This window comes from Massilia rubra (genome assembly GCF_011682065.1).
Lineage (GTDB): Bacteria > Pseudomonadota > Gammaproteobacteria > Burkholderiales > Burkholderiaceae_D > Telluria_A > Telluria_A rubra.
Map to the genome: position 1 here is coordinate 13540 of NZ_VUYU01000034.1, position 25057 is coordinate 38596.

Below are 25057 nucleotides of genomic sequence, written 5' to 3' on the forward strand. Positions count from 1 at the left end.
ATTGCGTATGAAATTTTCTGAATATACTTTGCAAAAAGATGGCATGGTCATATGCGAACCCTGCGTTTGCGTGACGCTATTTCCTGACACAGACTTAGGAGTGCAGGATACCCCGGAGATGTTAGGGCCGTATCACGCATTTCTTGAAATATTTCAGGATGAACAGAATTATTGTGTTTTGGATGGCGATCAGGCCCGCGCGCAGGCGATTACTGCAGATCATTTACAAAATCTGCCGAGAGAAATCCAAGATTTAAAACGACGCAAGCAAGGTGGCATTGTCGCGTTCCTACGGCACGGCAGCACGCGGCAAGAAAGACGTGCTCCTACTTTGGAATTTTATTACAGCAAGGTTGGCAGGCCCCATACTTATGTCCGGGCGTGCTTTTCGCTTTCCTGGTTTGATCAACATGGACTAAAGGGAATTGAGCTGTATTTAAAGAAATCACTTAATGGCTTTGCCTTGCAGGCAGGCTACGTTGGCCTTTGTTTTGTTTATAATGAAAATTTTGATCGCGAAGTTGCTCCTTATTATTCGCAGTGGTTACAGCGTCATCCTGGAATTATGTGCCCTGGAGCGTCACAGAAAGCTGTGTCAATACACGGGATGACAGATATTGGATGGATTACTTTGCTTGGAAAAAGTATGGTGGAAAAGCTGGGAGGTATGATGTCGTTTAATGCTGCAGTATCCCATATTCCCGGTGTGACAATTAAGGAGATAGCGGACGGTGGTGCGAGCATTCGGATTGATGATGAACCTCATCTAGGTGACACTCAAAAGGGCGACACGTTGGAAGCTTATCGTGCTTTAGGTAAGGTTCTCAATCCCTTGCGTAATCGGAATGCTGTCACTACAGGTATGTCGGTTCCCGGCATGCTCGAACGTGACCATCCAGGCTTGCGTGCCAAATGGCTGGACCGGTTTTTTCCAGAATAGATATAGACAATTGAAACTTGGAACATTCATTTATCATCTACGAAACTAAATTGTTTTGATGAGCAGTGAGTCGCAATTCTTATGCTTGAACTGGATGGTATTGCTCGAAAGACGGATTAAAGGGTGTGCTTGCGACTTTAAACGCTTGGAGGTTAAAATCCGCCATATTTCCTGCTGAAATAGAAGTGATGACGCTAATTACTCATGTGCAGGATGTGAGCATCCATGTTGAGGTGGTTTGATTATCACTGGGAATGAGAGATTATGAATTTTTCCGAATATGGTTTGCAAACTGATGGTATCGTCATGTGTGAGCCTTGCGTTTGCGTGACACTATTTTCTGATGCTGACTTGGGAGTCCCAGACTCCCCAGAGATGTTAGGGCCATATCAGGCATTCCTTGAATTATTCAGAGATGACTTGAAATATTGTGTTCTGGATGGTGATCAGGCCCGTGCGAAGGCAATCACTGCGGATCATTTACAGAATCTGCCCAGAGAAATGCAAAATCCAAAACGACGCAAGCAAGGTGGCGTCATCGCCCACCTCTGGTACGGTAGCACGCGCGATGAAATGCGTGCCCCTGCTTTCGAATTCGATTACAGTAAAATTGGCAAACCTCATACCTATGTACGGGCCTGCTTTCAGCTTCCGTGGTTTGATCAGTATGGGCTAGCGGGAATTGAACAATATTTAAAGAAATCACTTAATGATTTTGCATTGCAGTCGGGCTACGTTGGCTTTTGTTTTGTTCACAATGAAAATTTTGATCGCGAACTTGATCCTTATTATTCACAATAGTTACAGCGACACCCAGGAATCATGTGCCCTCGCGCGTCACAGAGTGCCGTATTAATACACGGTTTGACCGATATTGGCTGGATTACTTTGCTTGGAAAAAACATGGTGGAAAAGATGGGGGGGGGTGATCTCGCTTGATTCAGCAGTGGCCCATATTCCAGGAGTGACAATTAGTGAGCTGGCGGACGGTGGCGCGAGCATTCGGATCGGTGATCAACCTCAGCTGGGTGACACTCATAAAGGCAATACGTTGGAAACGTATCGTGCTTTAGGCAAAGTCCTCAATCCATTACGTAATCGGCATGCTGTCACTACAGGTATGTCGGTTCCCGGCATGCGTGAACGTGATCATCCAGGCTTGCGCGCCAAATGGCTTGATCGGTTTTTTCCAGAATAGAGATAAATAATATGGACACTTCGAAAATTCAATTATCTTCTACTGAAGTACAGTTTTCTGACAAGCTAGTCGCGGTGCCAACGCTTGAGTTGATCGGGCATTGCTCGAAAGACGAAATAACCAGTCTACTTGCGACTTTAAACGCCTGGATGTTGAGCGCCGCTCTATTTCCTGCTGAAATAGAAGTAGCGACGCTAATCACTCATGAGCAGGGTATGAATGAGCATGTTGGCGTTGTGGATGACGTTCTTTTAGATGCCTTGCGATCTGAATTTGTAGATGCAAGTTCACGTCCAATAAGAATGCAACCGGTGACAATCTTACTCAATTGCAAACGCGATGCAAATCCAATACGGGCATGCGCTGTCAGTGCACGGTTAACAGTCGGCGATAATTTTTTCCCGGACGATCCGATAACGATCTCAATTTGCTTGAGATCATCAGATCCAACGGCATGGACAGATTTGAATAAAGCTAGAAAGGTAATCTCATCCATGCTAGAACAAAAATTGTTGTATTCCACATTTGGTTACGGCTTTACATGCGATTTTGAACAGGTGATGGAAGTTAGTCCGGCGATGGAGAATCTGTGTATGCGTTACCTCGGCGTTGACCTCAACGATCCGTTTGGTAACTATGCTTTTTATATGCCTCGGGGTTTTCGTTCAATTAATTGGCAAATTGGTATTCCAGAACGTCGGTTGAGTTCATTAGGGCCAGCGCAAAGCAAAACCCTACTCGCATGTACGACGCTTGAAGACGGCGTGCGCTATTGGAAAACGGGTGAAAAACCATCCATATGCGATCGCAATTCAACGATCGATCATCAGGCGATCGCTGAATATGCGGCACTTGACCGGCAGTTGAAATCTCTAAAATTTATGCCCTCTGTTTTGTGGATGCCAAAATGGAGAAGTGATACTTATGAGCGTTGGCAAAATCGGTGGGAGGAAGTTTCATTTTGACTGAACAGCATGAATTACACCCCCTGTTCAATTAAAAAATGCCGACATTATGAATATCATCGCCGCAAGCTGTGTTTTTCCCAGCGGACCTAGTATGAACTTAGCTGAGATTGCATTGACGTCCACGCTATCGCTTAATCGAAAGCATCCATTTTACGTTGATAAAACGGGTTCACCTATTCTTGCATCGTTCTTCCCCGAGCCAAAACTATTCGACAGTACACGTTGGATAGCGATGGCGCTAGCTGCACTAGATGATCTATATCGACAATTATCAACTTCAAACAAGAACTTGGTAGAGAGCACGGAATATCTGTTAATCTTGGCAATTCCTTCCGAAATTCGCGAAGGTGTGCCAACTCAGTTATCAGAGAATTTATTTGAAGCCATTCAGGGAAAACCGTTTAGGTTCGTTGATATTCATATTGTAAAGGGAGGCCATGCGGCAGGCGCGCAAGCGTTAAATTCGGCTGTTCTAGCTTTACAGCGAATTCCACAAGATAAGACGCGAATTGCAATAGTACTTGCGGTCGATTCGTGGTTGCACCCTGCCGCATTGGGCTGGCTTGAACAGGAAGACCTATTGCACAATGCCGGCAGAGATTACAGAGGCACGCGCAGCCTTAATCCGTATGGTCGCGTGCCCAGTGAAGCTGCTGCCGCGATAATGCTGTGCCTTACTGGTCCCGCTTGGTGCAAGATACAAGGGACGGGGGTCATAAATGAGCTAGTCTCGCGTACAGATACCCGCCCGTGCATTGGTCTAGGTTGTACCAAGGCAGCAAATGATGCAATTGCGACCGTATCTAAAACGCAAAAGATCACACACATATTCAGTGATCTTAATGGTGAGCCATATCGTGCAGACCAATTTGGATTTACCTTACTGCGTATTTCGGACCGATTAGAGAGTAATTGGGAACGCTACACACCGGCGCTAGTTACTGGTGATGTTGGCACTGCGACAGCTTTAGTACATGTGGCATTATCTGCAAATCTCCTGCGCCAGGTGGAAGGTGAACAACCCAAACAAACACACTTATTGCTATTTAGCTCCGATGATCATTTGCGCGCTGCTTTGGTGCTTGGAATGTAGTGGACTTATGATTTCAGGCAATGCTTTCGATCTGGGGTACGCGCTAGGGAAGCACTGATTTATTCATCCGACACCGTGCCGGGCTCGTCCGGCTACCCGGTGATGGACGATCCGGAAGGCTGGGCCACCTGAACCTGTTCGACGCCGCCGACGGTTACGGCGCCTTGAGCGGCAGCATGGTGCTGGTGATGAACGCGGCCAGGGCGGCTTCCACGCCAGCGACCGCTGGCGCAACGACATTGCCGACAGCGGCAAGCTGGTCAAGCAAGGCAGTGGCGCGCTGGCGGTGGGCGGCATCGCCACCATCGGCAGCGGCGCCCTGCGCGTCACGTTCCAGAACGGCTACAAGCCGGCCGCCGGCGCCGTGCTCACCGTGATGAGGGCGGCCAGCCTGAAAGGCAAGTTCAGCACCATCACCGTGGACGGCATGACGGTCACGCCGACCTGCACCGGGTCCGCGCTGACCTTGCGGGTCGGCTGACCGCCTTGCTGTATTTTTTTGCAATATTTCAGGCAAGCCAACGCAGCGGCGCGGAAAGATGGGATAATTTCCGGGTTATCAACCAGTCAGGATTGTCAATATGGACATGGCACTGCAAGCACTGTTAAGCGAGCTCGAACACTTCGGGCAAGCCAACGACGCCGCCCACGACGAGCGCGCTCGCCGCATGCTCAACATCACGCGCGGCACCGGCCAATTCCTGGCCCATGTGATCGATTCGCTGGGCGCGCGCGCCATCCTCGAAGTGGGCACCTCGAACGGCTATTCGACCTTGTGGCTGGCCGACGCCGTGGCCGCCAGGGGCGGCAAGGTCACCACCATCGAGATGGCGCCCGACAAGCTGGCCATGGCGCGCAAGAATTTTGTCGCCTCGGGCCTGGACGCCGTCATCACCCAGCGCGAAGGCGAGGCCGGCCAGGTGCTGGCGGAGGCGCCCGACAGCGCCTACGACCTGGTCTTCCTCGATTCGGAGCGCGCCGCCTATCCGGGCTGGTGGGCCGACCTCAAGCGCGTCCTGCGCCCGCACGGCCTGCTCATCGTCGACAACGCCACCTCGCACGAAGCCGAGATGGCGCCCTTCGTCCAGGTCATCAAGGCCGACGGCGCCTTCAGCACCAGCGTGGTCCAGGTCGGCAAGGGCGAACTGGTCGCCGGGCGCGATGCCGACCTGGCGCGTCACTGGGCAAGCTGGCGCGAAAGCTGAGCGCGACCGTTTACTGGCGCGAACCGTGCTTGCCGGAGCGCAGCTCTGCGCTACGGTGATTGCGCAGGAACGCATCGACGATCTGGCGCACGATCTGCTGGGTGGACTCCGGCAGGGACACGATATCCTTGAGCAGGGCCAGTTCGGCGCTCGAGAGCAACGCTTCCGGAATCGTGGACACGGGCAAGTCGGCGTTTTCGGCGTCGCCGTAGCGCAGCCAGGCGGCATGCACGCCCAGCCAGTTGGCCAGGATCAGGATTCGTTCATGGGTGGGAAGAGTCTCTCCGGCGAGCCATTTGCGCGCCGCATGGATCGTCACGGCGGCACCATCGGCGCGCAGGTTGAAGGCGCGCACGAACGGCGCCGCCTTGAGCGGCAGGCCGGCGGCCAGCAAGGCCGCCTTGAGCCGGTCGCTGAAGTTGATGCGTTCCTCATCCGCTATTTTCGAGTCCATTTCAGTATCATACTGGGCATGTTCCGGACGCGGCACGCGGATCGCCCTGCGGCACATGGCGGGAACACGGAAAGCGCGGCACGGTCCAAGGTGATAAGGTCATCGTCATGGGATGGTGGCCCGGCTTGCATTGCCGAAGATGATCCAGAACCGCTGTCGACCCGGCCCGGGGGGCTACCATGAAACCAGTGCCGCCACACCTGCCGCGCCATTACAGCTACGCGGCCATCACCACCCATTGCGCGGCCCAGATTGCGCAATTCATGGCCGAGGCGCGGCGCAGGAGCGGGGCCGAGGCTTGCTACCGGCGCGAGCGTGCCTATGGCGTCTACATCGGCTGGCGCGCCCTGGTCGGCGGCCATGCCGACCAGGCCATGTTCCACCGCGACGACTTGCGTCTCGAAGCCTTGTTGAGCGACCCACTGACCCCCTCGCCGTAGGCAGTCCGCCAGCCCACGCTACACCAGCATGGGCAAGCCGCCCAGCGCACGCGGACCGGTGCGCTCGCTCACCGCCGCCGCCGTCCCGCCAAGCTGGTCGAGCCAGTCGAACACGCGCGGCCACACCAACTGGTGCGCACCGGCGCCCACCAGCGGGCCGACATGCTGCAGCGCCACCCCCACATCGCCCAGGTAGGGCAGCAGCACCTTGTGCGCGCTGCCGGCGGCCTCGTGAAAGCCGAGCACGGTGTCGGGCGGCACCAGCGCGCTGAGCGGCCGGTACAAACTGAGCAGCGGAGCGCGCACCTGGCCCGGATCGAGCCGCATCCCGTTCAATACCAGGTCGCCATGCATGAAGCTGTTGTGCGCAAACAGCAGCGCGAGCGCGTCGTCGAACAGCGCGCGCGGCATGGGCAGTTCATCGAGCGTCCAGCGCCGCACCCGCAGGTGGGTCGCGAGCAGCTCGGGAAACGGCGCGCTAGCCAGGAAATCGATGGCCGGGCCGGTGTACAACGCGGCGGGCGCGGCGTTGGCGAAGATCGCGCTCAGGAGCGAACCGGGCAGCGGGCGGCCGCGGTCGGACGGCAAGCTGGCCAGCAAGGTCGTGCCGGTGACGAGCCGCACGAGCGGCGCCAGGCCGTCGAAGTCGATGGGCGCCTCGAACAGGGCCAGCGCCGCCACGTGCCCGGGTCGCCAGGCGCTGTGCAGCGCGGCCAGGATACCGCCCAGCGAATGGCCGAACAGCGCCACCTGCACGCAGGCGTTGTGCCGCTGGATGACCTTGACGCAGGCGTCGATCAGCGGTCCGGCGTAATCGGCCAGCCCGGGCATGCCGGCGCCGGCGGGGAGCCCGGTCCATTCGATCAGGTACACGCCGAAGCCGCGCGCGAGCGCCTGGCGCACCACGCTGCGCCCAGGCGCCAGGTCCCACACATACCAGCGCTTGATCGGCGCCGGCACGATCAGCAGCGGCGGACGGCGCCGCGTGCCCGTACCGTAACAGCGCAGGCGCAGGCCGGGCGCGCTGAACACGACGCGCGAGGGGGTCTCGCGCGGGCCGAATCCGAGCAGTTCCAGGGCCTTGCCCTGGCGCTGGCGCAGGCGGTCGATGCGCTCGAACAGGTCCAGGGTCGTCATGCTTGCCCTCCCTTTCGGCAAGCGCATCACGGCGCCGGATGCACCAGGCCGCGTTCGAAGACGTAATCGGCCACGCGGCGCCCGACCTGCTGCCCGGCGCGGCGGTCGAATTCCCAGTGCACGCCGAGGTAGATGCGGCTGCGGCCATTGTCGTATTCGGCCTGCGAGAGCGACCCGAAGCCGCGCACCAGGCGCGGACGCACGCGGCCGTCGTTGTCGCGCGTGACACCGTTGAACTCGTCGGAAACGAAGGAAAACGCGATCGCATCGGTCCCGTAAAAGCGCCGCAGGGTCTGGAACAGCGCGCCGCCGAAGCTGCCGTGGCCGGACGGATAGGAGGGAAACGGCGGCGTAAAGTCCGGCTCGCTGGTGTTGCTGGCCTGCGCGCCCAGCGGGGTCCAGGACGGATCGGCGTGGGTGGCGGGGTTGCCGTCGCCCAGGCCGGTCGGGCTGGTACCGGGCGAGGCTTCTCGAATGCCCGTCACCGGGCGCCAGAATTGCTCGGCGTACTTGGTTGTCCACACCACCAGGCAGGTGTCGGCCATGGCCACGTTGACCAGCGCCAGCATGCGCGCCATCTGCATGCCGGACAGGTTGCGGCGCGAACCGATGTGCAGCGCGATCTGGTTGTACAGGCGCGGCGCGGCGCCGATCAGCGGCGTGCCCTCGTACGACCAGTAAATGCCCGACACGGTCTGGGCCGGCGTGCGCACGGTGGGCGTGTGCACGCCGTCGCCGCCGAGCCGGCGCACGTCCTCGAAGGCGGCGGCATAGGCCGCGCTGGTGAGGGCCGGTGGCGGCGGCGGGCGGAACGGGTGAACCGAAGGCAGTACGAACGGCGTCGCATCTTGCAACAAGGCACCGAGCGCGCGCGGATCGCGGCTTACGGGATCGGGTCGCCATTTACCAGGTGCATTGCTCGGGAAAAAGCTGACGCCGACCACGAGGTCGTCCGGGCCAGCGCGCGGATCGTGCATGGCCAGCACGGCGGCGGCGGCGCGGCGGCCGGTCTCGACGCCGTTATCGCGGGCGCGGCCGGGACCGACCCGCAGCATGTCGCGCTGGTAGGTTTGCTCGACGGCGCGCGCTTGGCCGGGGTACAGCGCTTGCAGGGTCGCGCGCGCCGCCGTGGCCAGGGCGGCGTCGGGCGAGCTGTCCGAGGGCGCCTGCGCCATGCCGGTGTAGCTGGGATAGCTGGGCAGCACGGCGTTGAGCGCTTCGAACATGGCCAGGTGGTGGATCGCCAGCGCGCGGCTGGAACGCGCCGGCCCGTACTGCTCGTAATAGGGGCGCGCCGAACCGGGCGGCGCTGGAGTATGGTCGAGCGCGTTGGCGCGCAAGGCCGCTTCGCTCCAGTAGCGCACGGCGAGCATCAGGCTGGCCGGCGTGGCCGCCACCGCTGGCATGGGCGGCGCGGCGGCCAGCGCGCCGGACTGGGCCTGTGCGGGCAGGCAATGGCAGCCGAGCGCGGTTACGAGCAATGCCAGGCGGGCCTTCTTGATCAGCGGATTCATGTTGTTCTCCTCGGGGTGAGGCGCGCCGGACAGCGCCACGATTGCGACGATAACGCCGCCCGCGCGCACCGTCCCACGATCCCGTCAATGGGATGAGGTCGTCATTCCCGGCGAAAATTGTTGCGCTCTCGTGGAACTTTTTTGCAACCGCCCTGTCAAACCCGATAGGATTAACGTGCGACCGAAACCATGAACCAGCCACCTGAGAATGACAATGACAAGGCGCGCATCGCGCGTTTTATCCGCAACAACTTGCCTGCCATCCTGCAGCACTGGGATGAGTTTGCGCGCAGCATTCCGGCGGCGCGCCATATGCCGGCCGACCGCCTGCGCGACCATGCGGCCGGCATGTTGGGCGCCATCGCGGCCGACCTGGACCAGCCGCAGACGCCGTCCGAACAGGCCGCCAAGGGACGCGGGCGCGCGCCGCCCCATGCCCGCGACACCCAGGCCGAGCTGCACGGCTCCGGCCGCATGAGCGCCGGCTTCACCGTCAGCGACACAGTGGCCGAATTTCGCGCCCTGCGCGCCAGCGTGATGCGCTTGTGGGCCGACCACGACGGCGACGGCAACGACCTGGCCAACGACGACCTGATCCGCTTCAACGAAGCCGTGGACCAGGCGCTGACGGAGTCGCTGGCAGCGTATTTCGTCGAAAAAGATGAAGTCACGCACCGTTTCGACACCCTGCTCTCGGCCACCCCGGACCTGCACTACATTGTCGACACCGACGGCCACGTGCTGTATGCCAACCGGGCGCTGGCGCGCCTGTTCAGCACGCCCGGCAAGAGTCCGTGCGAACACCGGCTGGCCGATTTCTGCCCCGCCTTTGCCGCCCAGATCGAGCGCGACCTGCGCGCCGTGGGCCAGACGCGCGCCATCGGGCGCGGCGAGCTGCAGTGCACGGCGCCCGATGGCGCCGTGCACACCTACCGCTATGTACTGATGCCGGTGATTAACAAGGACGGCGAGGTCGATTCGATTACGGGTACCGCGCGCAATATTTCCGAACTCAAGGCGTCGGAAGCGAAAATCCTGCGCAACGCCTATTACGACAGCCTGACCAGCCTGCCGAACCGCACCCTGTTCCGCGAGCGCCTCGAGCACGACGTGCGGCACGCCGCGCGCACCGAGTTCGCGCTGGCCCTGCTGTTCATCGACCTGGACGGCTTCAAGGAAGTGAACGACCGCTTTGGCCACGATACCGGCGACCAGCTGCTACAACACTGCGCGCAGCGCCTGCAGGGCTGCGTGCGCGCCACCGACACCGTGGCGCGCATCGGCGGCGACGAATTCACGATCATCCTCAACGAGGTGAGCAAGCTGGCCTTTGTCGAGGTGCTGGTGGGCGAAATCCTGACCGAACTGGCGCGCCCGTTTTCCATCGGCGGCAAGCTGGTGCATGTCTCGGGCAGCATCGGCATCAGCTTGTGCCCGCAAGATACGCAGCAGCCCGACGACCTGCTGCGCAACGCCGACCAGGCCATGTTCGTGGCCAAGCACGGCGGTCGCAACCGCTTCAGCTATTTCACGCCCGACATCCGCGATTCGGCCTGGGCGCGCCTGAAAGTGATCGACGAATTGCGCCAGGCGCTGGCGCGCTGCGAACTGCTGGTGTATTACCAGCCCATCGTCGAGCTGGCCACCGAAGCCATCGTCAAGGCCGAAGCGCTGGTGCGCTGGCGCCATCCGGACGGCTCGCTGGTGCTGCCGGAACGCTTCATCGGCATTGCCGAGGAAGCCGGCCTGATCGGCGAGATCGACGCCTGGGTACTGTCGCAGGCGGTGCCGTGCGCGGTGCGCCTGGCCGAGCTGACCGGCACGCCGTTCCAGATCAGCGTGAACAAGTCGCCGGTCGAATTCATGAGCCGGCTCGTAAAGAATACCTGGGATGAGGACCTGGCCCTGCTGGGCCGCGCCGGGCCGCGCATCGCGGTCGAAATCACCGAAGGCGTGCTGCTCGACGATTCCCCCGGCGTGCGCGACAAGCTGGCCCGGCTGCAACAGGCGGGCGTGCAGCTGACCATCGACGACTTCGGCATCGGTTACTCGTCGATGGCTTACCTGAACAAATTCAAGGTCGACTTCCTGAAAATCGACCAGTCATTTGTCAAAGACATGCTCACCACCAACCCGAACAGCCAGATCTTCGCCGAGACCATCATTGCGATGGCGCACAAGCTGGGCCTGAAAGTGATCGCCGAGGGGGTCGAAACGGCGGCGCAGCGCGACTGGCTGCGCCAGGCCGGCTGCGACTACGCCCAGGGTTTCCTGTTTTCGCAAGCGACCAGCGAGGAATGCTTCGCGCAGTTGCTGCGCGCGGCGCCGGGATGCCGCGCCTGAGCTGTTAGCGGGTATTGCCGGCGGCGGCGATAAAGCGCGTGACCGCGTCCGACGCCACCAGCGCCAGCAAGGCGTCGATGTCGATCGGCTTGACCACGTACTGGCCAAAGCCGGCGCCGATGGCGCGCGTGCTCTCTTCCAGCCGGCCATAGCCCGAGATGGCGATGGCGAACGGAATGTGCGCTCCGGCAGTGCGCCGCAGTTGGGTGATCAGCTCGTAGCCGTTCAAACCCGGCAGGTTGATGTCGCAGATCAGCACGTCGAACACTTGGGTGCGCGCCAGCGCCAGCCCGGCGATGCCGTCGTAGGCGGCGGTGACGCTGTGGCCTTCGCCCAGCAGCAACTGGCCGAGGGTGTCGTTGGCGTCCAGGTTGTCTTCGACCAGCAGGATGCGCCGGCTTGCCGGCATGGCGCCCGGCGCCAGCGCGGCCTGGGTGGTGTCGCTGGCCAGCAGCGGCAGCGAGACGGTGAACACGCTGCCACGGCCGGGGCCGTCGCTGGCGCCGATCACCTTGCCGTCATGCAGCTCGACGATATTGCGCACCACGTTCAGCCCCACGCCCAGCCCGCCCTCGACCCGGACCGCGGCACGGGCGCCGCGCGTAAACAGGTCGAACATGCCGGCCAGTTCACCCTGGTCCATGCCGGCGCCGTTGTCGGCCACCGTGACCACCGCCATCCCCTCATGGGCGCGCGCCGCCACCCGGATCACGCCGCCGTCGCCGGTATACCGGGAAGCGTTGATCAGCAGGTTGGCGAACACCTGCGCCAGGCGCAGCGGGTCGCCATGCACCTGCAGCTCTTCCGGCAAGTCCATGTGCAGTTGCTGGTGGCGCTCCAGGATGCGCACCTGGACCGTTTGCAGGGCGCGGCGCAGCACGGCGCCCAGTTCCAGCGGCGCGCGTGCGAGCACCAGCTTGCCGCTGTCGATGCTGGCCGCGTCGAGCAGTTCGTCGAGCAGGCGGGTCAGGTGCTGGAGCTGGCGATGGATGACGGAGTGCAGGTTGAGCAGTCCGGACGAGGGCTCGGGCAGCTTGGCCAGCATGGTGTTGGCCAGGCTGATCGGCGCCAGCGGATTACGCAGTTCGTGCGCCAGCATGCCGAGGAAGTCGCTGCGGCGCTCCTTGACCTGCCCCGCTTCGAGGCGCAGGCGCGCCAGTTCGGCGTCGCGCTCGGCCAGCAGCAGGCGCAGGCCGGCCACCTCGTCGGCACGGTCGTGGTCGGTTGGTGGGGACGATCCTGTGTTGCTGTCCTGGTTCGCCATGGCGTCCTTTCGTCGGGCCGAAGCTGGCTCCCCGAAGTATGGCGGCAAAACGCCATGTGTGTTGACTTAATTCAACAGAACACCGTCATGCGGATCGACTCTCCGCTGCAAATGTGGTGTGCAGCACGAAGGCGTAGCGCTCCGGGCGGAGGTAAAACACCGAACAATCGCGGCGGCGCCGGTCGGCAAAACAGGCGCGGCGCATGGTATAAGGAGCGCACACAACAACGGACAAGGAACCCACATGGGATGGGCGGCACATTATATTGCAGCACTCAAGAGCGGCCAGAGCGTGCAGTTCCGGCCGCGCGGGGCCTCGATGGTCGGGCGCATCGCGTCGGGCCAGCTGGTCACCGTCGAACCGCTGGGCGCGGTGCCGCCGGTGAAGGACGAGATCGTCCTGTGCAAGGTCAACGGCAACGAATACCTGCATCTGGTCAAGGCGGTCAACGGCAAGCGCTTTCAGATCGGTAACAACCGCGGCGGCATCAACGGCTGGACCACCCTGGTGCAGGTGTTCGGGCGCTGCGTCAAGGTCGAGCCGTAAGCGCGGCATCGGTGAGCCATCAGCGCGCCTCGGAACGCCTGACAAAACCTCTCGACCTAGCGCCAGCAGTCGAGTTGGCAAGCGCCTTTCGGGAATGCCCATGTAGCGGACGATGAGTCCAAGGTGAGGTGTACTGTCAATAGTGGACATGTCCGTTTCAACCAGCCCGCGCTCTTTTCCTAAAGTTTTCGGCGAATGAAGCCGGCGATATGAAACCAAGACGCGAGTGGCGTCGCTGGCGGTTGTAGAAGATTTCGATGTACTCCTTGATCGCTGACGTCAGATCAAGTCAGAAATGCTACACGTAATCGTTCTTCTCTCTTGCCATTTCCCCATCGTTCACGCGAAATCTTTCAGCCATCTGCTATTGGCCACACTCGGCCCATCGCTTCGATCATTCATTGCGATTCTCATGTTCTCATTGAGCCCACGAACACAGCACCTGGGCTATTGACGGCGCGAAGACGACCTGAAGAAATTATCGCATACCCAGTTGCGCGAGCTAAAACAGCGCGATAGCCGGGCAGCAGCGAAAATGACTGCGGCCTGACCGGACCTTTACGAAAGTGGCCGCGAAAAAGCATTGCCATTGACCGTGGGCGGTAGCGAGGCCCTATGGTCCCAAAGCCAGTGAAGGAATCGGGAAATCGAGGATGTCCCTTACCAACATACTTCACACCGACGCGCCGTTGAAAAGGCGTTTGCAATGCGTACGACTGAGAATCTTCGCGCCAGATACGAGGATCCTCAAATGATTTTTTGCTGACAAGCAGCCAGATTCCGAAACGCCTATGCTGCATATATAAGCCCTTTGTGGCGAAGTTGTGACCGTGCGGAAGCTCATAAAACGGCGCAGGCGCGGTCAAGCCAGGACGGCGGTATACGCCCTGTCAAGAAGCTCGCGCGACAGGACATGGGCAAACCTGCCGATGCAGTTGGCCTTGTCGTCGCCGTGCGGGAGATCGTCGATCGCAAGCCAGATTGCGCCAGCGTCGTAGTTCTCGACGCGGGCAGGAAGCGGGTGCCGGTCCCGGGGCGACAAGAACAACGCGATCAGTACGCGTTTGTTGCGCAACGTCATATTGAGAGCATCAAACAGATGCACTGACCGATCCCGCGTGCGTAGCCGGTAAAATTGTGCGAGCAAACTACACGCATGGTAGGTCACCATAAAATCGGACGCGTGGGCGTCAAGGAAGGCGCCCAACTTGCCGATCAAGTCGTCCGCAACGACGACCCTCCCGGCATCGCCCACCGGCTGGACAAATTCCCGTTGGAGATGAATGTAGTCGCTGTAGGTGCCCATGCGATGTGCGGTCGGTCCTGCTCTGCAGCCCTCATGGGCGGAACCCGCCATGATAACGGACGCAGGACCGCCGGCCCAATCGCTCACGGTAAAAAGGCCCGCTTGCGCGACCAGTACTGTCGCCCCACAGCCGACGTTGGGTTTGTCTTTATCTCAACACGGTTGATTCAATAATTCATCGGCATTCCGGACATACTTCTCAAAAAATTCGCCGAGTGTATGCGCCACCAGCAATGGATCTTTCACATCGTAATAGTCGACGTAGACTGCACTGGTATCCGTGTCGTTTGGTTTGATACGATAAGCCCACGAGTCGAGAAGATAGTCTGAAAACAACACGCCGAACGCGTTTGCCTCATGTACTCGCTCAGCCACTTCAAGGAGCGGCCAGAGACGCCACAGGTTGTCGTCAGGAACATCCATTCCACCGAAGGCACCGTACAGCCAAATTAGGTCTTTCGATGCTTCAATTCCTGCGTCTAAAAAAGTGGAGCGTATTATCGATTCACCATATGGCGGAAAAGGTCTCACGCTCTCTAATTTCCATCGCTTGACGAGTATTTCCAGAGATTTCACACCTCACCTCAATAAAGAATGCATTGATCAACAATGCTGGCAGACTGTCTCGCGAACTATACAAATCGCTGATGTGGCATCGCGGAAAAAATGACTGGCCATAAACGCTTTACCCTTGCAACCGACATTCAAGTCTACTTCTGTGATCCCAAGAGCCGATGGCAGCGAGGATCCAACGAAAACACGGGTGGGCTGCCGCGGCAGTACTTTCCAAAAGGGCTGGACCTATCTAGCTACTCTCAGGATTGCTGGACAGTTTAGCAGGCTATCGGATGACCGCTCCTGGCCGCGCGCCGCTGCCTGCCCAGCCCCCAACCCAAAACTCGATTGATCGGCAGCCGATACTAGGCCTCGTACAGTTCGCATCAGAATTCGATCTCAACCTGGCTGAACCCGGCAGAGGTCAGGATCTGCACTACTTTTTTCACTAAGGGATCTTCTGCGGAGATCTTGTTTTTGCCAAGTATCTTGTCCATAAGCGTGCGGTTACGCTCAAGCATGACACGCCATTGACCACGGTTCGGATGGTCGGGCCCTTTGTCGGCCACGCCACCCACGCACATAAGGTAGGAGTTACCGGCTTCCTTGGCTGTATTGGCCCAGCCAAAGTCCTCCATACAAAGAACATTAGCCTCGACTGCCTGCGACTCGAGCGAGGCCACGAGCCACCGCGAAAAATCCTCGCCATAACAGCATTCGTTGATGAAGTCGTCTCCGACCACGGACAAGTTAAAGCGATCAGTGCTGCAAGTGACACTCACAATCATGGACTGCCTTATTCAAACGGCGTGCAACGAAGACCCCGGTCTCCCGGAGTTGAATTGACCAAGAAAGCAGAAAAGTTTCTGTAGCTTGAATCGCGGCTTCTGGCCGGTTACCGCCGAATGCGTTCGACATCAAATGCGGTCGGCTCATTGGCCGCCGCCCGCAGCGGATCATGGCCCGCTGGGATTAAGACTTATATCAAGGCGGGTGATCTCGAAATCGACATGGCCATCATTCATCGCGCCCATCTCGATCACAAAGCCTTGCACAGCAACTAGCCCTTCCTCCGAGTCGATAACCCGCCCCCGCCCTCGATAGGCGAAATGGCCTATCCGCTCCAAGTGCTCTGATGACAGTGCCTCCTTTTCGTCATCTGGCCAGTCGGACAAATAGGCCGCGCGAACATCGGCATCCAGAACTGATAAACGATTTGCGATGACATCGCCCACCTTGAGGCTGCATGGATGGCAAAATGCGACTACCTCACCCTGTTCGCTTCGAAGCGTAACTGACGCGGCTTCATCGTCAGGCGGGTCCACCAAAATCACGGTGAGTTTTTTCATGGCGCTAGCAGTGACGGAATCGTGGATCGGCGTTGACTCAACAACGGTTGCAGGTCGGCGAGCGACGGCTTCTGGCCCAAATCGGCGGTGGCTGCCAGGCCGGTCCCGCCCCCCAGCGGACGCTCATCCGCAAGATGATCGTCAGCTTTGTCCATGTAATCCTGGACGTCATTGGCGCGCACTTTCCGGAGCAATTATTGATGATGCCAATCCATGGAAGCCACATGCTTGACATGCCGCACCGTGTTTTCCCTGCCAAATTGGCCCACCTGCACATTTGGCACAAACCTTACTTGCCTGCCAGTGAGCCCCACAGGTATGACACGCTTTCATCAACTTAGTTCGCCTGGCATTTTTCTGAAGATGTGCAACGCAAACTGGGCAATGCTTTTTACCGCGTCTCAGCTTGGATGGAGCAGAGGCCCGATTCTGTGGAATCGCTTTCGCTACTCCCTGACCAGCTTTTGCAGCATCGAATTCCTGACATGCTTTCAATGATTCATTAGGTTTCATTTCTAGTCGCTGGCTGAGAATCAAGTTTCTGAGCCCTGAAGCGCGCTTCCAACAATTCAGGTGCAAGGACGCTGGGAAGGTCGCAGAGATCGAGATCGAACGGCAGCTCCTGGCCGAAGGCTGCCATTTTACTCGACAGTATGCTGCTCGTTGGCGAAGGCAGCTTCCGCCCCGTTGCGGTCATACGTGAGCCAGTAGCGAATCAATCGACAACAATCCCGCGATCCATTCCGCTCGCGAGAACCACGTTATTCCCTGATCGCAACTCAGCTTCCATCTTCAGCAAATCTGCCTTCGCCTTCATCAGCGCGCCATCGCCAGCGCGGACACTCAGACAACAACGCCCGGCAGCGGGTCGTGCCCGCGCTCCTGCGCGTGCAGCAAGGCCTGGTCGAGCGCCTCCATGAACTCGGCGATCTGGATCGGCTTGGTCAGGTAGCGGAAAAATCCGGCGTCCATGCCGCGTGCGATATCGCGCGGCATGGCGTTGGCCGACAGCGCCAACACCGGAATATGCACCGTTTCCTCGTAACCGCGCAGCATGCGCAAGGCGCCGAAGCCGCTCAGGGTCGGCAGGTTGATATCCATCAGGATCACCGACGGCCGGTAAGCGCGCGCCAGGGCAATGCCCAGGTGGGCGTCGATGGCGGTGAGCAGCTTGAACTCCGGGCGCCGCTCCATCAATTGCTCGACCAGCAGCAGGTTGGCGGGATTGTCTTCCACATACAGCAAGGTGTGCTGGGCCGCGCCCGGCGCCGGACGCGCGCGCGCCAGGGCCGCCGCATCGGCCGCCGACAGCGCGGGTGGCTGCGCCGGCGCCGCGCAGGACGCGAACTCGACCCAGAACCTGGAACCGCGCCCGGGCTCGCTCTCGACCCCGATCGTGCCGCCCATCAATTCGACCAGTTGCTTGGTGACCACAAGGCCGATGCCGGTACCCTCCTCCACCCCGTTTTCCTGGCCCAGGCGGTTAAACGGCTGGAACAGCTGCGCCACTTGTTCGCGGCCCAGCCCGGCGCCGGTATCGGTCACGGCGACCCGCACCATGCCGCCCGGACGCGAGGAACACGCCACGTGCACGGAACCTTCGACACTGTTGTACTTGATGGCGTTCGACAGCAGGTTGATCAGCACCTGCTTGACCCGCACCCGGTCGGCGTGGATGTAGAACGGCGCGCCGGGCGTGGGAAACAGCAAAAAGATGCCGCGCGCACTCGCCTGCGGGCCGACCAGCTCGTTGCAGTCGTCGAGCACGTCGCTGAGCGACATCGGCTCGGTCGACATCGACACCTTGCCCGACTCGATCTGGGCCAGGTCGAGGATTTCATTGATCAGGCGCAGCAAATACCAGCCGCCCTTGAGGATCTGGTTGATCGAGCGCTGTTGCTTGAGCGTGGGCGGCGGCTCGTCCGAGGCCATCAGCTGGGCGAACCCGAGCACGGCGTTGAGCGGCGTGCGCAGTTCGTGGCTCATGCTCGAGAGGAATTCCGACTTGGCCAGGTTGGCCTTTTCGGCAACGCCGCGGGCCGCTTCCAGCTCGACATTGTTCGCTTGCAGGGTTTGTTCGAACTGCTGGCGTTCGGTGACGTCGCGCGCGGCGGCGAACACCCCGCGCAGCTTGCGGTCGCGGTCGTAGAAGGTGGTGGCGTTGTAGGACACCACGGTTTCCTTGCCGTCGCGCGCGCGCGCGGTCAGCTCGTAGTTGGTGACCTTGCCGGCCGCCAGCACCCGCTTGATGCCGGCCTCGGCCCGCGCCGAGTCGGTGAAGTAATTCTTGAACGGCGCGCCGATCAGTTCGTCGCGGGTGCAGCCGGTCAGCGCTTCCATCTGGTGGTTCACATCGCTGATGATGCCGTGCGGATCGGTGGTCATCAGGGCGTCGATATTCGATTCGATCAGCGAGCGGGTGTAGAACTGCTGGTCGCGCAAGCTCTGGTCGAGCACGGCCTGTTCCGCCTCGACCCGCTTGCGCGCAGTGTTGTCGGTGCCGATCAGCAGGTAGCCGATGATGGCGCCGTCGGCGTCGCGCAGGGCCGTCACCGACACCACCGCCGGGAACCGGCTGCCATCCTTGCGGATGTAGGTCAGCTCGTAAATGTCTTCGATGCCGCGCGAAGCCTTGAACACCAGCGCTTCGAAGCCGGGAGCGATCGGCGTGTCGAGTTCGTCGCTGAGGCTGATCGCGCGCGCCACCACTTCGTCCGGCTCCGAAATATCGGCCGGGGTGATGCGGTCGACGACATCGGCGGCGGCGTAGCCGAGCATCTTTTCGGCGCCGACGTTGAAAATCTGGATCACGCCGCGCGCATCGGTGGCGATGCTGGAAAAATTGGCGCTGTTGAAGATGGCGGCCTGCAAGGCCCCGGCCCGCACCAGCGCCTGCTCGGCATTTTTGCGCGCGGTATTGTCGGTGCCGATAAGCAAGTAGCCGATGATGGCCCCGCCGGCGTCGCGCAGGGCCGTCACCGACACCACCGCCGGCTGGCGGTTGCCGTTCTTGCAGATGTAGGTCAGTTCGTAAATGTCTTCGATGCCGCGCGAGGCCTTGAACACCAGCGCCTCGAAGCCGGGCGCGATGGGGGTGTCGAGCTCGGCGCTGAGGGCGGCGGCGCGCGCGATCACTTCCTGCGGATCGGAAAACGCGGCCGGGGTGATCAGGTCGACCACGTCGGCCGCCGCATAGCCGAGCATGCGCTCGGCGCCGACGTTGAAGATCTGGATCACGCCCTGGGCGTCGGTGGCGATGCTGGAAAAATTGGCGCTGTTGAAAATTGCGTCCTGCAGCGCTTCCGACTTGATCAGGCGCCGCACCGGCGCGCGCCCATTGTCGGGCGGATCCTTGAGCCCGCGCAGCAGCACCCGGGTGGGCCGGTTGCACAGCCACAGGCACAGCGGGGCCATCAAGGCGGCCGCTCCGAACAGGAGGGCCAGCGGAATCGAACGGCTCGGACTGGCCAGGGCCAGCGCCCCGACCGTGTACAGGGTCAGCAGCGCGGCGACCAGGCCGGCCAGCGCCAGCTTGCGCGGCCAGGCGGAATGAGGAGTAAACATAATGAAACCTTGAGTAACAACGATGAGCGCAAAACCCGGCCCAGCAAGGTTGCGGCGAAGCCGCGCAGACGTGTGGCGGCGCCGTAGCCTAGCCTGGGCGGGCGGCGGCGGCGATGAAGCGGGAGACGGCGCTCGAGGCCACCAGCGCCAGCAGGCCGTCGGCGTCGAGCGGCTTGACCAGGTACTGGCCGAAGCCGGCCGCGATGGCGCGCGTGCGGTCTTCCACCTGTCCGTAGCCGGAAATGGCGATGGCGAACGGAATGTGCGCGCCCGATGTCTTGCGCAATTGCGTGATCAACTGGTAGCCGTCCAGCCCGGGCAAGCCGATATCGCAGATCAGCACGTCGTAGGCGCGGGCGCGCGCCTGCGCCAGCCCGGTCACGCCGTCGTACACCGAGGTGACCTGATGGCCCTCGCCGCGCAGCAGGCGGGTCAGCGTTTCGTTGGCGTCCAGATTGTCTTCGACCAGCAGGATGCGGCGGCTGACCGCCGGCGCGTCCGTGTCCGGCAACAGCGCCAGCACGCCGGCGTCGGCCGCCAGCGGCAGGGTCACGGTAAAGACGCTGCCCAGGCCGAGGCCATCGCTGCTGCCGGTCACCTTGCCGCCGTGCAGCTCGACGATGTTGCGCACCACGTTCAGGCCGACCCCGAGCCCGCCTTCGGCCCGGGCCAGCGCGCGCGGTCCCTGGGTGAACAGGTCGAACACGCTGGCCAGCACATCGGCGTCCATGCCGGCGCCGTTGTCGCTCACGGTCACCAGCGCAAGGCCCTCGTGGGCGCGCGCGGCGACCCGGATCAAGCCATGGTCGCCGGTGTATTTGGAGGCGTTGACCAGCAGGTTGGCGAACACCTGCGCCAGGCGCACCGCGTCGCCGTCGACGATCAGTTCTTCCGGCAAGTCCAGCTGCACCTGCTGGTCGCGCTCGAGCAGGCGCACCTGGACCGTCTGCACCGAGCGGCGCAGCAACTCGACCAGCGGCATCGGACTGCGCAACAGTGAAATCTTGCCGCTGCTGATACGCGCCGCGTCCAGCAAGTCATCCAGCAGGCGGGTCAGGTGCACAACCTGGCGGTGGATGATCGCGTGCAGGTTCAGCAGGTCGATGGACGGCTCCGGCAGTCGCACCAGCATGGCGTTGGCCAGGCTGATCGGCGCGAGCGGATTGCGCAGCTCGTGCGCCAGCATGGCCAAAAATTCGTTCTGGCGCCGGCGCGCGCCTTCGGCCGCGTCGCGCAGGGTACGCGCCTCCAGGGTGGCCAGCACCAGGTTGCCGTTCGCTTCGCGCAATTGATCGCCCTGGGCCGACTGCACCACGGCGGCGGCGCGCAGGCCGGCCACCTCGCCGGCCAGTTGCGCCAGCATGGCGCGCAAGGTGGCGGGGTCGGCGCAGTCGTCCTGCAGGGCCGCGTCCATGACTGGCGTCAATGCCGGCGATCCTTCGGTACTGTGCTCAATCGCCATGGCGTCTCCTTAGCCGGGCGGCACGACGGCCACCGCGCATCCGGACAACAGGCCGGTGTACGGCAAGGCGCGCGGCTCGATGCGCAAGCCGCCGGCGTCGATCGTGTAGCGGCGCAGGTCGGTGCTGTGGGCGCTGCCGCGCACCTTGACCACCGACATCACCTTGGCCAGGCTGCCCTCCATCTCCACATAGCGCATGGCGACGATGGCGTCGGCCAAGAAACCGGTGTCCGACTGGCTGAAGCGCAGCTCGGTGAAGCGGTCGTCCAGCCCCATGGTCACCACCACCGTCACGCCGAGGCGCGCCAGGCCGGCCAGGATGCGGAACACTGAGGACCGGTAGTCACTCTGGAACTCGGGCGCAAGGTACAGGCTGACCTCGGACAGCGAATCGATCACCACGCGGGTGGCGCCGCCGTGTTCGACGGCGGCGACGAGGTCGTCGAGGATTTCCTCGACCGACAGGTCGAGCGAACGGCTCCGGACCAGGGTCACGTCGCCGTTGCGGATCAGGGCGTCGAGCGCGGTGTTGCGCAAGTGCGCCGCGCCTTTTTCGAAACAGGCGATCACGCCGCGCTCACCCAGGCGCGCACCCTCGGCCAGGAAGGCCGTGCCGAGGATGGTCTTGCCCGAGCCGGACGGCCCGACCACCATCGCCGCGTGCCCTTGCGGCAAGCCGCCACCGAGCATGGCATCGAGTTCGGCATTGCCCATGGCGAGCCGGGCCGGCGTACTGGCGCGGCTCGGGGTCTCGTCCAGCGGCGGCAACATGCGCGGATAGATGGTCAAGCCTTGCGTGTCGATACGGAAGGTGTGCGCGCCCAGCAAGTGGGCCTGGCCGCGCATCTTGACCACGCGTATCTTGCGCACCGAGGAATTGCCGACGATATCGTTACTCAACGAAAGCATGCCGTCGGCCACCGTCATGATCGGATTGGCCTCGGTGTCGGCGTTGGCGTATTCGCCGATCAGGAAGGTGGTCGCTTGCCAGCTAGTCATGCGGGTGCCGAGTTCCTGGATGAAATACTGAAGGTCGCTCACGCCCTCGTTGCCGTTCCTGGCCATCTGCACCACCGAACGGAAGGAATCGACGAACACCAGGCCGGGCGAAAACGCTTCGACTTCGCGCGTGATGCGTTCGAGCACGCCGCTGAAGTCGCCGGCGCGCAAGTCGTCGGCCAGGTTGACGTAGCGGATGCTGTCGTCGACCTTGTCGATATCGAAAAAGTGATACTGCTGCTGGTAGCGCAGCATTTTCAGGGGCGGCTCGCCGAGCACGGTGAAGAACAGGGCTTTTTTGTGCGGGCCGGCCAGCGCGAACATGATCTGGTGCGCCAGCGTGGTTTTGCCGCTCCCCGGCGCGCCGGCGATGACGTTGAAGGAAAACTCGCTCAGGCCGCCGCCCAGCAAGGTGTCGAGCCCGGGTACGCCGGTCGGCTGGAGGCCCAGCTGCACTTTCAGGTTCATGTACTCTTTCCGCCGGACCGCTGGGCCCATGCTGTATTCATCAGACGGACCGTGAGGGCCTCGCCTATCAGGCCAGACAACAGCCTGGTAAAACTCTGGAGCAACGCCCGGTTGAAGGTGGCGGCCGCCTGCGCGTCCATGGCCGCCAGCTCGCTGGCCAGGCGCTCGAGCAACTGCGCGCTCGAACGCAGGTCGCGGTTGGCCGGATTGGCGGGCAGATCGGGGAAAGTCAGGTGCCTGGCGCGCGCGACCATGGCGCACAGCGCGGTGTCGCCGATCAGGGGCCTGAGGTGATTCGACAGCCGTTCCCAGGCGCGCAAGGCCGCCTCGCCGGCAACACGATTGCCCGCGAAGTCGCCCTCCGGCGGCGCGGCAAGCACCTCGTCGATCAGTTTTTGCCGCATCGCGTCGCTGGATTCCATCAAATGGCCAAGTAAGTAGTGGTTATGTGCACATTTACAACTGGGCGTGACGCAGTATGGACGTTTATCGGTTTTGGCGCAGGTTTTATTCGGTGGCCCTACCCCAGGCGCATGAATACAACAATGCGCCGCGCGGGCGAGCGGTGCGCGCCGTCCGGGCGCCGTGTGCTAGGCTTGAAAGGGCGCCCGGACCACCGCCTGGCGGCAAACGCGCGCGGTTTGCAGATGTGTTGCCATGGCGGCAACGCGACGGCGATTGCCTTCACGAATGACTGAAAGGACTTCCATGACCCGACTTCCCCCTGCGCAGCAAGCGCTTGCCAACACCATCCTTTCCGGCGCGGCCGACCTGACCCTGGCGTCGATCCGCGACGACGGCACGCCGCACGCGTCCACGGTCAGCTTTGCGGCTGACGGCCTGGTGCTGTACGTCGCCATTGCGCTCGACAGCCACAAGGCGCACGACCTGCGCACCCATCCGCGCGTGGCGTTGACGGTCAACGCGCCGTACCGCACGTGGAACGAGATCCAGGGCATGTCGATCGATGCGCTCGCCGAAATGATTCACGAACCGGTCGAAGCCCGGCGCGCATCGTCGGCCCTGCTTCAGAAGTTTCCCGCGTTCGCCCAGGTGGTGGCCGACACCAGCGCACTGCCGTGGCCGGGCATGCTGTTCGTCCGGATCACGCCGCTCACCATCTCCCTGCTCGACTACACCCAGGGATTCGGCCACACGGAAACCTTCGACCTGCGCTAGGACGGCGCCGCGCGCATGGCCTGACGCCCGACGGCGAACAGGCCGCGCCGCCCTGGCTGCCACACACGCTGAAAGGACAACGATGCAACAATCGGTATTGAAACTTGACGCAGGTCCGGCGACGATTATTCCATTGGTTCATGTACCGCTGCTAAAGCAGGCGCCGCAGCGCGATGGCGAATACAAGACGCTGCTCGACATGGGTCTCGATCTCTGCCATTTTTATGGCGATTTCTCGGGTTTTCACATTTACTTCATCGCGTCCGCCTACCGCCAGCGCATCGTGGCCGATTCGCTCGACTACGTCGACCCGGCCAACGGGGTTTTTCATGTGACACTGGCCGTGACCAAAGACGATGGCAAGGAAGAAACCGTCCGGGTCGAATGCAAAGCGCCGCTGGTAACGCCAACCCTGGCGGGATTACGCTTTCCGGAGCGCATATCGATCGCGCATTTCTCGCCCGGCACGCCGGATGCGCTGCGCTTTCATTTCGATGGCGCGGAAGCAAAGTTCAAGTTCGCCAACAACCTGGTCCCCTTCGTTCCGGCGACCCAACGCGCCACGCCGGCGGGGCTCTTCAATCTCAACATCGAATACATCGGCAAGGCCGTGGGCACGGACGGTGCACGTGAAGTCGCGGATCGGCTGGGCAATGGACACAGCACGGAAAGCGCCATTGCGAACCTGTTCAATCATAAGAAGACCAACCGCGAGCTGTTTGCGATCCTGTACAAACCCGGCCGCCTGACGTCGGATACGGGCAAGCCGGAAACCGCGATGTCGTTCGAGCTGATTATCGACGCACTCGAAAAGGCGCTCATCGGCATTTTCCAGCCCGCATTCAACAAACAGAGCCTGAATTTTCCCAATGACAGTTCGGAAACAGTACACCGGCTCGCCCAGTGCGGCGTCGCGCAACTGGAGATTGAGATTGCTTCACCAGAAGACCATGGCCTGATCTACTCGCAGGATATGGTCGACCCGATTGCGCGGATGACGCGGCGCATGCGGATCCAGGTTTAACGCGCGCCGCAATGCGCACGACATGCTTGGCCGGGCGCATCGCGTCAA

24 protein-coding genes and 3 pseudogenes are annotated in these 25057 nt (G+C 61.3%); 14 read left to right on the top strand and 13 right to left on the bottom strand.

Annotation, left to right across the window (positions count from 1 at the left end; translation table 11 throughout):
* The first annotated feature begins 7 nt into the window (after window positions 1-7).
* The 8 genes and pseudogenes from F0185_RS30150 (at window position 8) to F0185_RS30180 (ending at window position 5404) form a co-directional block, all read left to right on the top strand.
* Window positions 8-940 (top strand): type VI immunity family protein, encoded by a 933-nt coding sequence (locus F0185_RS30150; protein ID WP_167231590.1) that lies wholly within the window; start codon window positions 8-10, stop codon window positions 938-940.
* 264 nt (window positions 941-1204) lie between these two features.
* The gene (locus tag F0185_RS30155) at window positions 1205-1741 is read left to right on the top strand and encodes a hypothetical protein (RefSeq protein ID WP_167231593.1); all 537 of its coding nucleotides are present in this window, start codon (window positions 1205-1207) and stop codon (window positions 1739-1741) included.
* Window positions 1742-1756: 15 nt separating this feature from the next.
* A pseudogene (locus F0185_RS35535) lies at window positions 1757-1879 on the top strand (hypothetical protein); the annotation flags it as partial.
* Window positions 1833-2138, top strand: a complete 306-nt coding sequence (locus F0185_RS30160) for a type VI immunity family protein (RefSeq protein ID WP_167231596.1) — start codon at window positions 1833-1835, stop codon at window positions 2136-2138. The pseudogene F0185_RS35535 and the gene F0185_RS30160, both read left to right, overlap by 47 nt.
* An 11-nt stretch (window positions 2139-2149) precedes the next feature.
* On the top strand, window positions 2150-3103 hold the full coding sequence (locus tag F0185_RS30165; protein ID WP_167231599.1) for a hypothetical protein: 954 nt from the start codon (window positions 2150-2152) through the stop codon (window positions 3101-3103).
* 49 nt (window positions 3104-3152) lie between these two features.
* Window positions 3153-4199: a beta-ketoacyl synthase gene (locus F0185_RS30170; protein ID WP_167231602.1), complete on the top strand. Its 1047-nt coding sequence runs from the start codon at window positions 3153-3155 to the stop codon at window positions 4197-4199.
* Between the two features lie 286 nt (window positions 4200-4485).
* Window positions 4486-4680 (top strand): hypothetical protein, encoded by a 195-nt coding sequence (locus F0185_RS30175; protein ID WP_167231605.1) that lies wholly within the window; start codon window positions 4486-4488, stop codon window positions 4678-4680.
* Between the two features lie 100 nt (window positions 4681-4780).
* Window positions 4781-5404, top strand: a complete 624-nt coding sequence (locus tag F0185_RS30180; protein WP_167231608.1) for an O-methyltransferase — start codon at window positions 4781-4783, stop codon at window positions 5402-5404.
* Window positions 5405-5414: 10 nt separating this feature from the next.
* On the opposite strand, the gene F0185_RS30185 is transcribed toward F0185_RS30180, so the two are convergent.
* Entirely contained in the window at window positions 5415-5858 is a 444-nt protein-coding gene (locus tag F0185_RS30185) for a hypothetical protein (protein ID WP_167231611.1), read from the bottom strand.
* A gap of 179 nt (window positions 5859-6037) precedes the next feature.
* Between F0185_RS30185 and F0185_RS30190 the strand changes: the two genes are divergently transcribed.
* Entirely contained in the window at window positions 6038-6298 is a 261-nt protein-coding gene (locus F0185_RS30190; protein ID WP_167231614.1) for a hypothetical protein, read from the top strand.
* 18 nt (window positions 6299-6316) lie between these two features.
* Here the strand turns inward: F0185_RS30190 and F0185_RS30195 are convergent, their stop codons facing one another.
* Window positions 6317-7435, bottom strand: a complete 1119-nt coding sequence (locus tag F0185_RS30195; protein WP_167231617.1) for a polyhydroxyalkanoate synthase family protein — start codon at window positions 7433-7435, stop codon at window positions 6317-6319.
* Window positions 7436-7461: 26 nt separating this feature from the next.
* Window positions 7462-8949 carry a vanadium-dependent haloperoxidase gene (locus F0185_RS30200; protein ID WP_167231620.1) on the bottom strand — a complete coding sequence of 496 codons (1488 nt, stop codon included), beginning with the start codon at window positions 8947-8949 and terminating at the stop codon, window positions 7462-7464.
* Window positions 8950-9138: 189 nt separating this feature from the next.
* Between F0185_RS30200 and F0185_RS30205 the strand changes: the two genes are divergently transcribed.
* Window positions 9139-11292 carry a putative bifunctional diguanylate cyclase/phosphodiesterase gene (locus F0185_RS30205; protein WP_167231623.1) on the top strand — a complete coding sequence of 718 codons (2154 nt, stop codon included), beginning with the start codon at window positions 9139-9141 and terminating at the stop codon, window positions 11290-11292.
* Window positions 11293-11296: 4 nt separating this feature from the next.
* Here the strand turns inward: F0185_RS30205 and F0185_RS30210 are convergent, their stop codons facing one another.
* The gene (locus F0185_RS30210) at window positions 11297-12556 is read right to left on the bottom strand and encodes a hybrid sensor histidine kinase/response regulator (RefSeq protein ID WP_167231626.1); all 1260 of its coding nucleotides are present in this window, start codon (window positions 12554-12556) and stop codon (window positions 11297-11299) included.
* Between the two features lie 244 nt (window positions 12557-12800).
* Between F0185_RS30210 and F0185_RS30215 the strand changes: the two genes are divergently transcribed.
* Complete coding sequence (locus F0185_RS30215) at window positions 12801-13103, top strand: hypothetical protein (protein WP_167231629.1); 303 nt, start codon at window positions 12801-12803, stop codon at window positions 13101-13103.
* 157 nt (window positions 13104-13260) lie between these two features.
* Here the strand turns inward: F0185_RS30215 and F0185_RS30220 are convergent.
* The 3 genes and pseudogenes from F0185_RS30220 to F0185_RS30230 form a co-directional block, all read right to left on the bottom strand.
* Window positions 13261-13380: pseudogene (locus F0185_RS30220) on the bottom strand (IS3 family transposase); the annotation flags it as partial.
* Window positions 13381-13965: 585 nt separating this feature from the next.
* A complete protein-coding gene (locus F0185_RS30225) occupies window positions 13966-14409 on the bottom strand; it encodes a hypothetical protein (RefSeq protein WP_167231632.1) in 444 nt (147 codons plus the stop codon).
* A gap of 153 nt (window positions 14410-14562) precedes the next feature.
* Window positions 14563-14985 carry a hypothetical protein gene (locus tag F0185_RS30230; protein ID WP_167231635.1) on the bottom strand — a complete coding sequence of 141 codons (423 nt, stop codon included), beginning with the start codon at window positions 14983-14985 and terminating at the stop codon, window positions 14563-14565.
* Between the two features lie 8 nt (window positions 14986-14993).
* Between F0185_RS30230 and F0185_RS30235 the strand changes: the two are divergent.
* Window positions 14994-15228, top strand: a pseudogene (locus tag F0185_RS30235) (IS30 family transposase); the annotation flags it as partial.
* Window positions 15229-15350: 122 nt separating this feature from the next.
* On the opposite strand, the gene F0185_RS30240 reads toward F0185_RS30235, so the two are convergent.
* From F0185_RS30240 to F0185_RS30265, 6 genes are all read right to left on the bottom strand, one after another.
* The gene (locus F0185_RS30240; protein WP_167231638.1) at window positions 15351-15752 is read right to left on the bottom strand and encodes a hypothetical protein; all 402 of its coding nucleotides are present in this window, start codon (window positions 15750-15752) and stop codon (window positions 15351-15353) included.
* A 168-nt stretch (window positions 15753-15920) separates the two neighbouring features.
* The gene (locus F0185_RS30245; protein WP_167231641.1) at window positions 15921-16313 is read right to left on the bottom strand and encodes a hypothetical protein; all 393 of its coding nucleotides are present in this window, start codon (window positions 16311-16313) and stop codon (window positions 15921-15923) included.
* A gap of 843 nt (window positions 16314-17156) precedes the next feature.
* A complete protein-coding gene (locus F0185_RS30250; protein WP_229477271.1) occupies window positions 17157-19877 on the bottom strand; it encodes a PAS domain-containing hybrid sensor histidine kinase/response regulator in 2721 nt (906 codons plus the stop codon).
* An 88-nt stretch (window positions 19878-19965) separates the two neighbouring features.
* On the bottom strand, window positions 19966-21339 hold the full coding sequence (locus tag F0185_RS30255) for a hybrid sensor histidine kinase/response regulator (protein WP_167231643.1): 1374 nt from the start codon (window positions 21337-21339) through the stop codon (window positions 19966-19968).
* A gap of 9 nt (window positions 21340-21348) precedes the next feature.
* Entirely contained in the window at window positions 21349-22806 is a 1458-nt protein-coding gene (locus F0185_RS30260; protein ID WP_167231646.1) for an ATPase domain-containing protein, read from the bottom strand.
* Entirely contained in the window at window positions 22803-23228 is a 426-nt protein-coding gene (locus tag F0185_RS30265; protein WP_167231649.1) for a hypothetical protein, read from the bottom strand. The genes F0185_RS30260 and F0185_RS30265 overlap by 4 nt, the downstream gene beginning before the upstream one ends.
* 286 nt (window positions 23229-23514) lie before the next feature.
* On the opposite strand from F0185_RS30265, the gene F0185_RS30270 reads away from it, so the two are divergent.
* Together F0185_RS30270 and F0185_RS30275 are read left to right on the top strand one after the other, a co-directional pair.
* Complete coding sequence (locus F0185_RS30270; RefSeq protein WP_167231652.1) at window positions 23515-23985, top strand: pyridoxamine 5'-phosphate oxidase family protein; 471 nt, start codon at window positions 23515-23517, stop codon at window positions 23983-23985.
* Between the two features lie 82 nt (window positions 23986-24067).
* Complete coding sequence (locus tag F0185_RS30275) at window positions 24068-25009, top strand: hypothetical protein (protein ID WP_167231655.1); 942 nt, start codon at window positions 24068-24070, stop codon at window positions 25007-25009.
* Window positions 25010-25057: the final 48 nt, after the last annotated feature.

Bases quoted from the DNA above. Each gene is read 5' to 3' on its own strand.
- F0185_RS30150 (WP_167231590.1), top strand. From the start codon at position 8: ATGAAATTTTCTGAATATACTTTGCAAAAAGATGGCATGGTCATATGC.
- F0185_RS30155 (WP_167231593.1), top strand. From the start codon at position 1,205: ATGAATTTTTCCGAATATGGTTTGCAAACTGATGGTATCGTCATGTGT.
- F0185_RS30165 (WP_167231599.1), top strand. From the start codon at position 2,150: ATGGACACTTCGAAAATTCAATTATCTTCTACTGAAGTACAGTTTTCT.
- F0185_RS30170 (WP_167231602.1), top strand. From the start codon at position 3,153: ATGAATATCATCGCCGCAAGCTGTGTTTTTCCCAGCGGACCTAGTATG.
- F0185_RS30180 (WP_167231608.1), top strand. From the start codon at position 4,781: ATGGACATGGCACTGCAAGCACTGTTAAGCGAGCTCGAACACTTCGGG.
- F0185_RS30185 (WP_167231611.1), bottom strand. From the start codon at position 5,858: ATGGACTCGAAAATAGCGGATGAGGAACGCATCAACTTCAGCGACCGG.
- F0185_RS30190 (WP_167231614.1), top strand. From the start codon at position 6,038: ATGAAACCAGTGCCGCCACACCTGCCGCGCCATTACAGCTACGCGGCC.
- F0185_RS30195 (WP_167231617.1), bottom strand. From the start codon at position 7,435: ATGACGACCCTGGACCTGTTCGAGCGCATCGACCGCCTGCGCCAGCGC.
- F0185_RS30200 (WP_167231620.1), bottom strand. From the start codon at position 8,949: ATGAATCCGCTGATCAAGAAGGCCCGCCTGGCATTGCTCGTAACCGCG.
- F0185_RS30205 (WP_167231623.1), top strand. From the start codon at position 9,139: ATGAACCAGCCACCTGAGAATGACAATGACAAGGCGCGCATCGCGCGT.
- F0185_RS30210 (WP_167231626.1), bottom strand. From the start codon at position 12,556: ATGGCGAACCAGGACAGCAACACAGGATCGTCCCCACCAACCGACCAC.
- F0185_RS30215 (WP_167231629.1), top strand. From the start codon at position 12,801: ATGGGATGGGCGGCACATTATATTGCAGCACTCAAGAGCGGCCAGAGC.
- F0185_RS30225 (WP_167231632.1), bottom strand. From the start codon at position 14,409: ATGGGCACCTACAGCGACTACATTCATCTCCAACGGGAATTTGTCCAG.
- F0185_RS30240 (WP_167231638.1), bottom strand. From the start codon at position 15,752: ATGATTGTGAGTGTCACTTGCAGCACTGATCGCTTTAACTTGTCCGTG.
- F0185_RS30245 (WP_167231641.1), bottom strand. From the start codon at position 16,313: ATGAAAAAACTCACCGTGATTTTGGTGGACCCGCCTGACGATGAAGCC.
- F0185_RS30250 (WP_229477271.1), bottom strand. From the start codon at position 19,877: ATGTTTACTCCTCATTCCGCCTGGCCGCGCAAGCTGGCGCTGGCCGGC.
- F0185_RS30255 (WP_167231643.1), bottom strand. From the start codon at position 21,339: ATGGCGATTGAGCACAGTACCGAAGGATCGCCGGCATTGACGCCAGTC.
- F0185_RS30260 (WP_167231646.1), bottom strand. From the start codon at position 22,806: ATGAACCTGAAAGTGCAGCTGGGCCTCCAGCCGACCGGCGTACCCGGG.
- F0185_RS30265 (WP_167231649.1), bottom strand. From the start codon at position 23,228: ATGGAATCCAGCGACGCGATGCGGCAAAAACTGATCGACGAGGTGCTT.
- F0185_RS30270 (WP_167231652.1), top strand. From the start codon at position 23,515: ATGACCCGACTTCCCCCTGCGCAGCAAGCGCTTGCCAACACCATCCTT.
- F0185_RS30275 (WP_167231655.1), top strand. From the start codon at position 24,068: ATGCAACAATCGGTATTGAAACTTGACGCAGGTCCGGCGACGATTATT.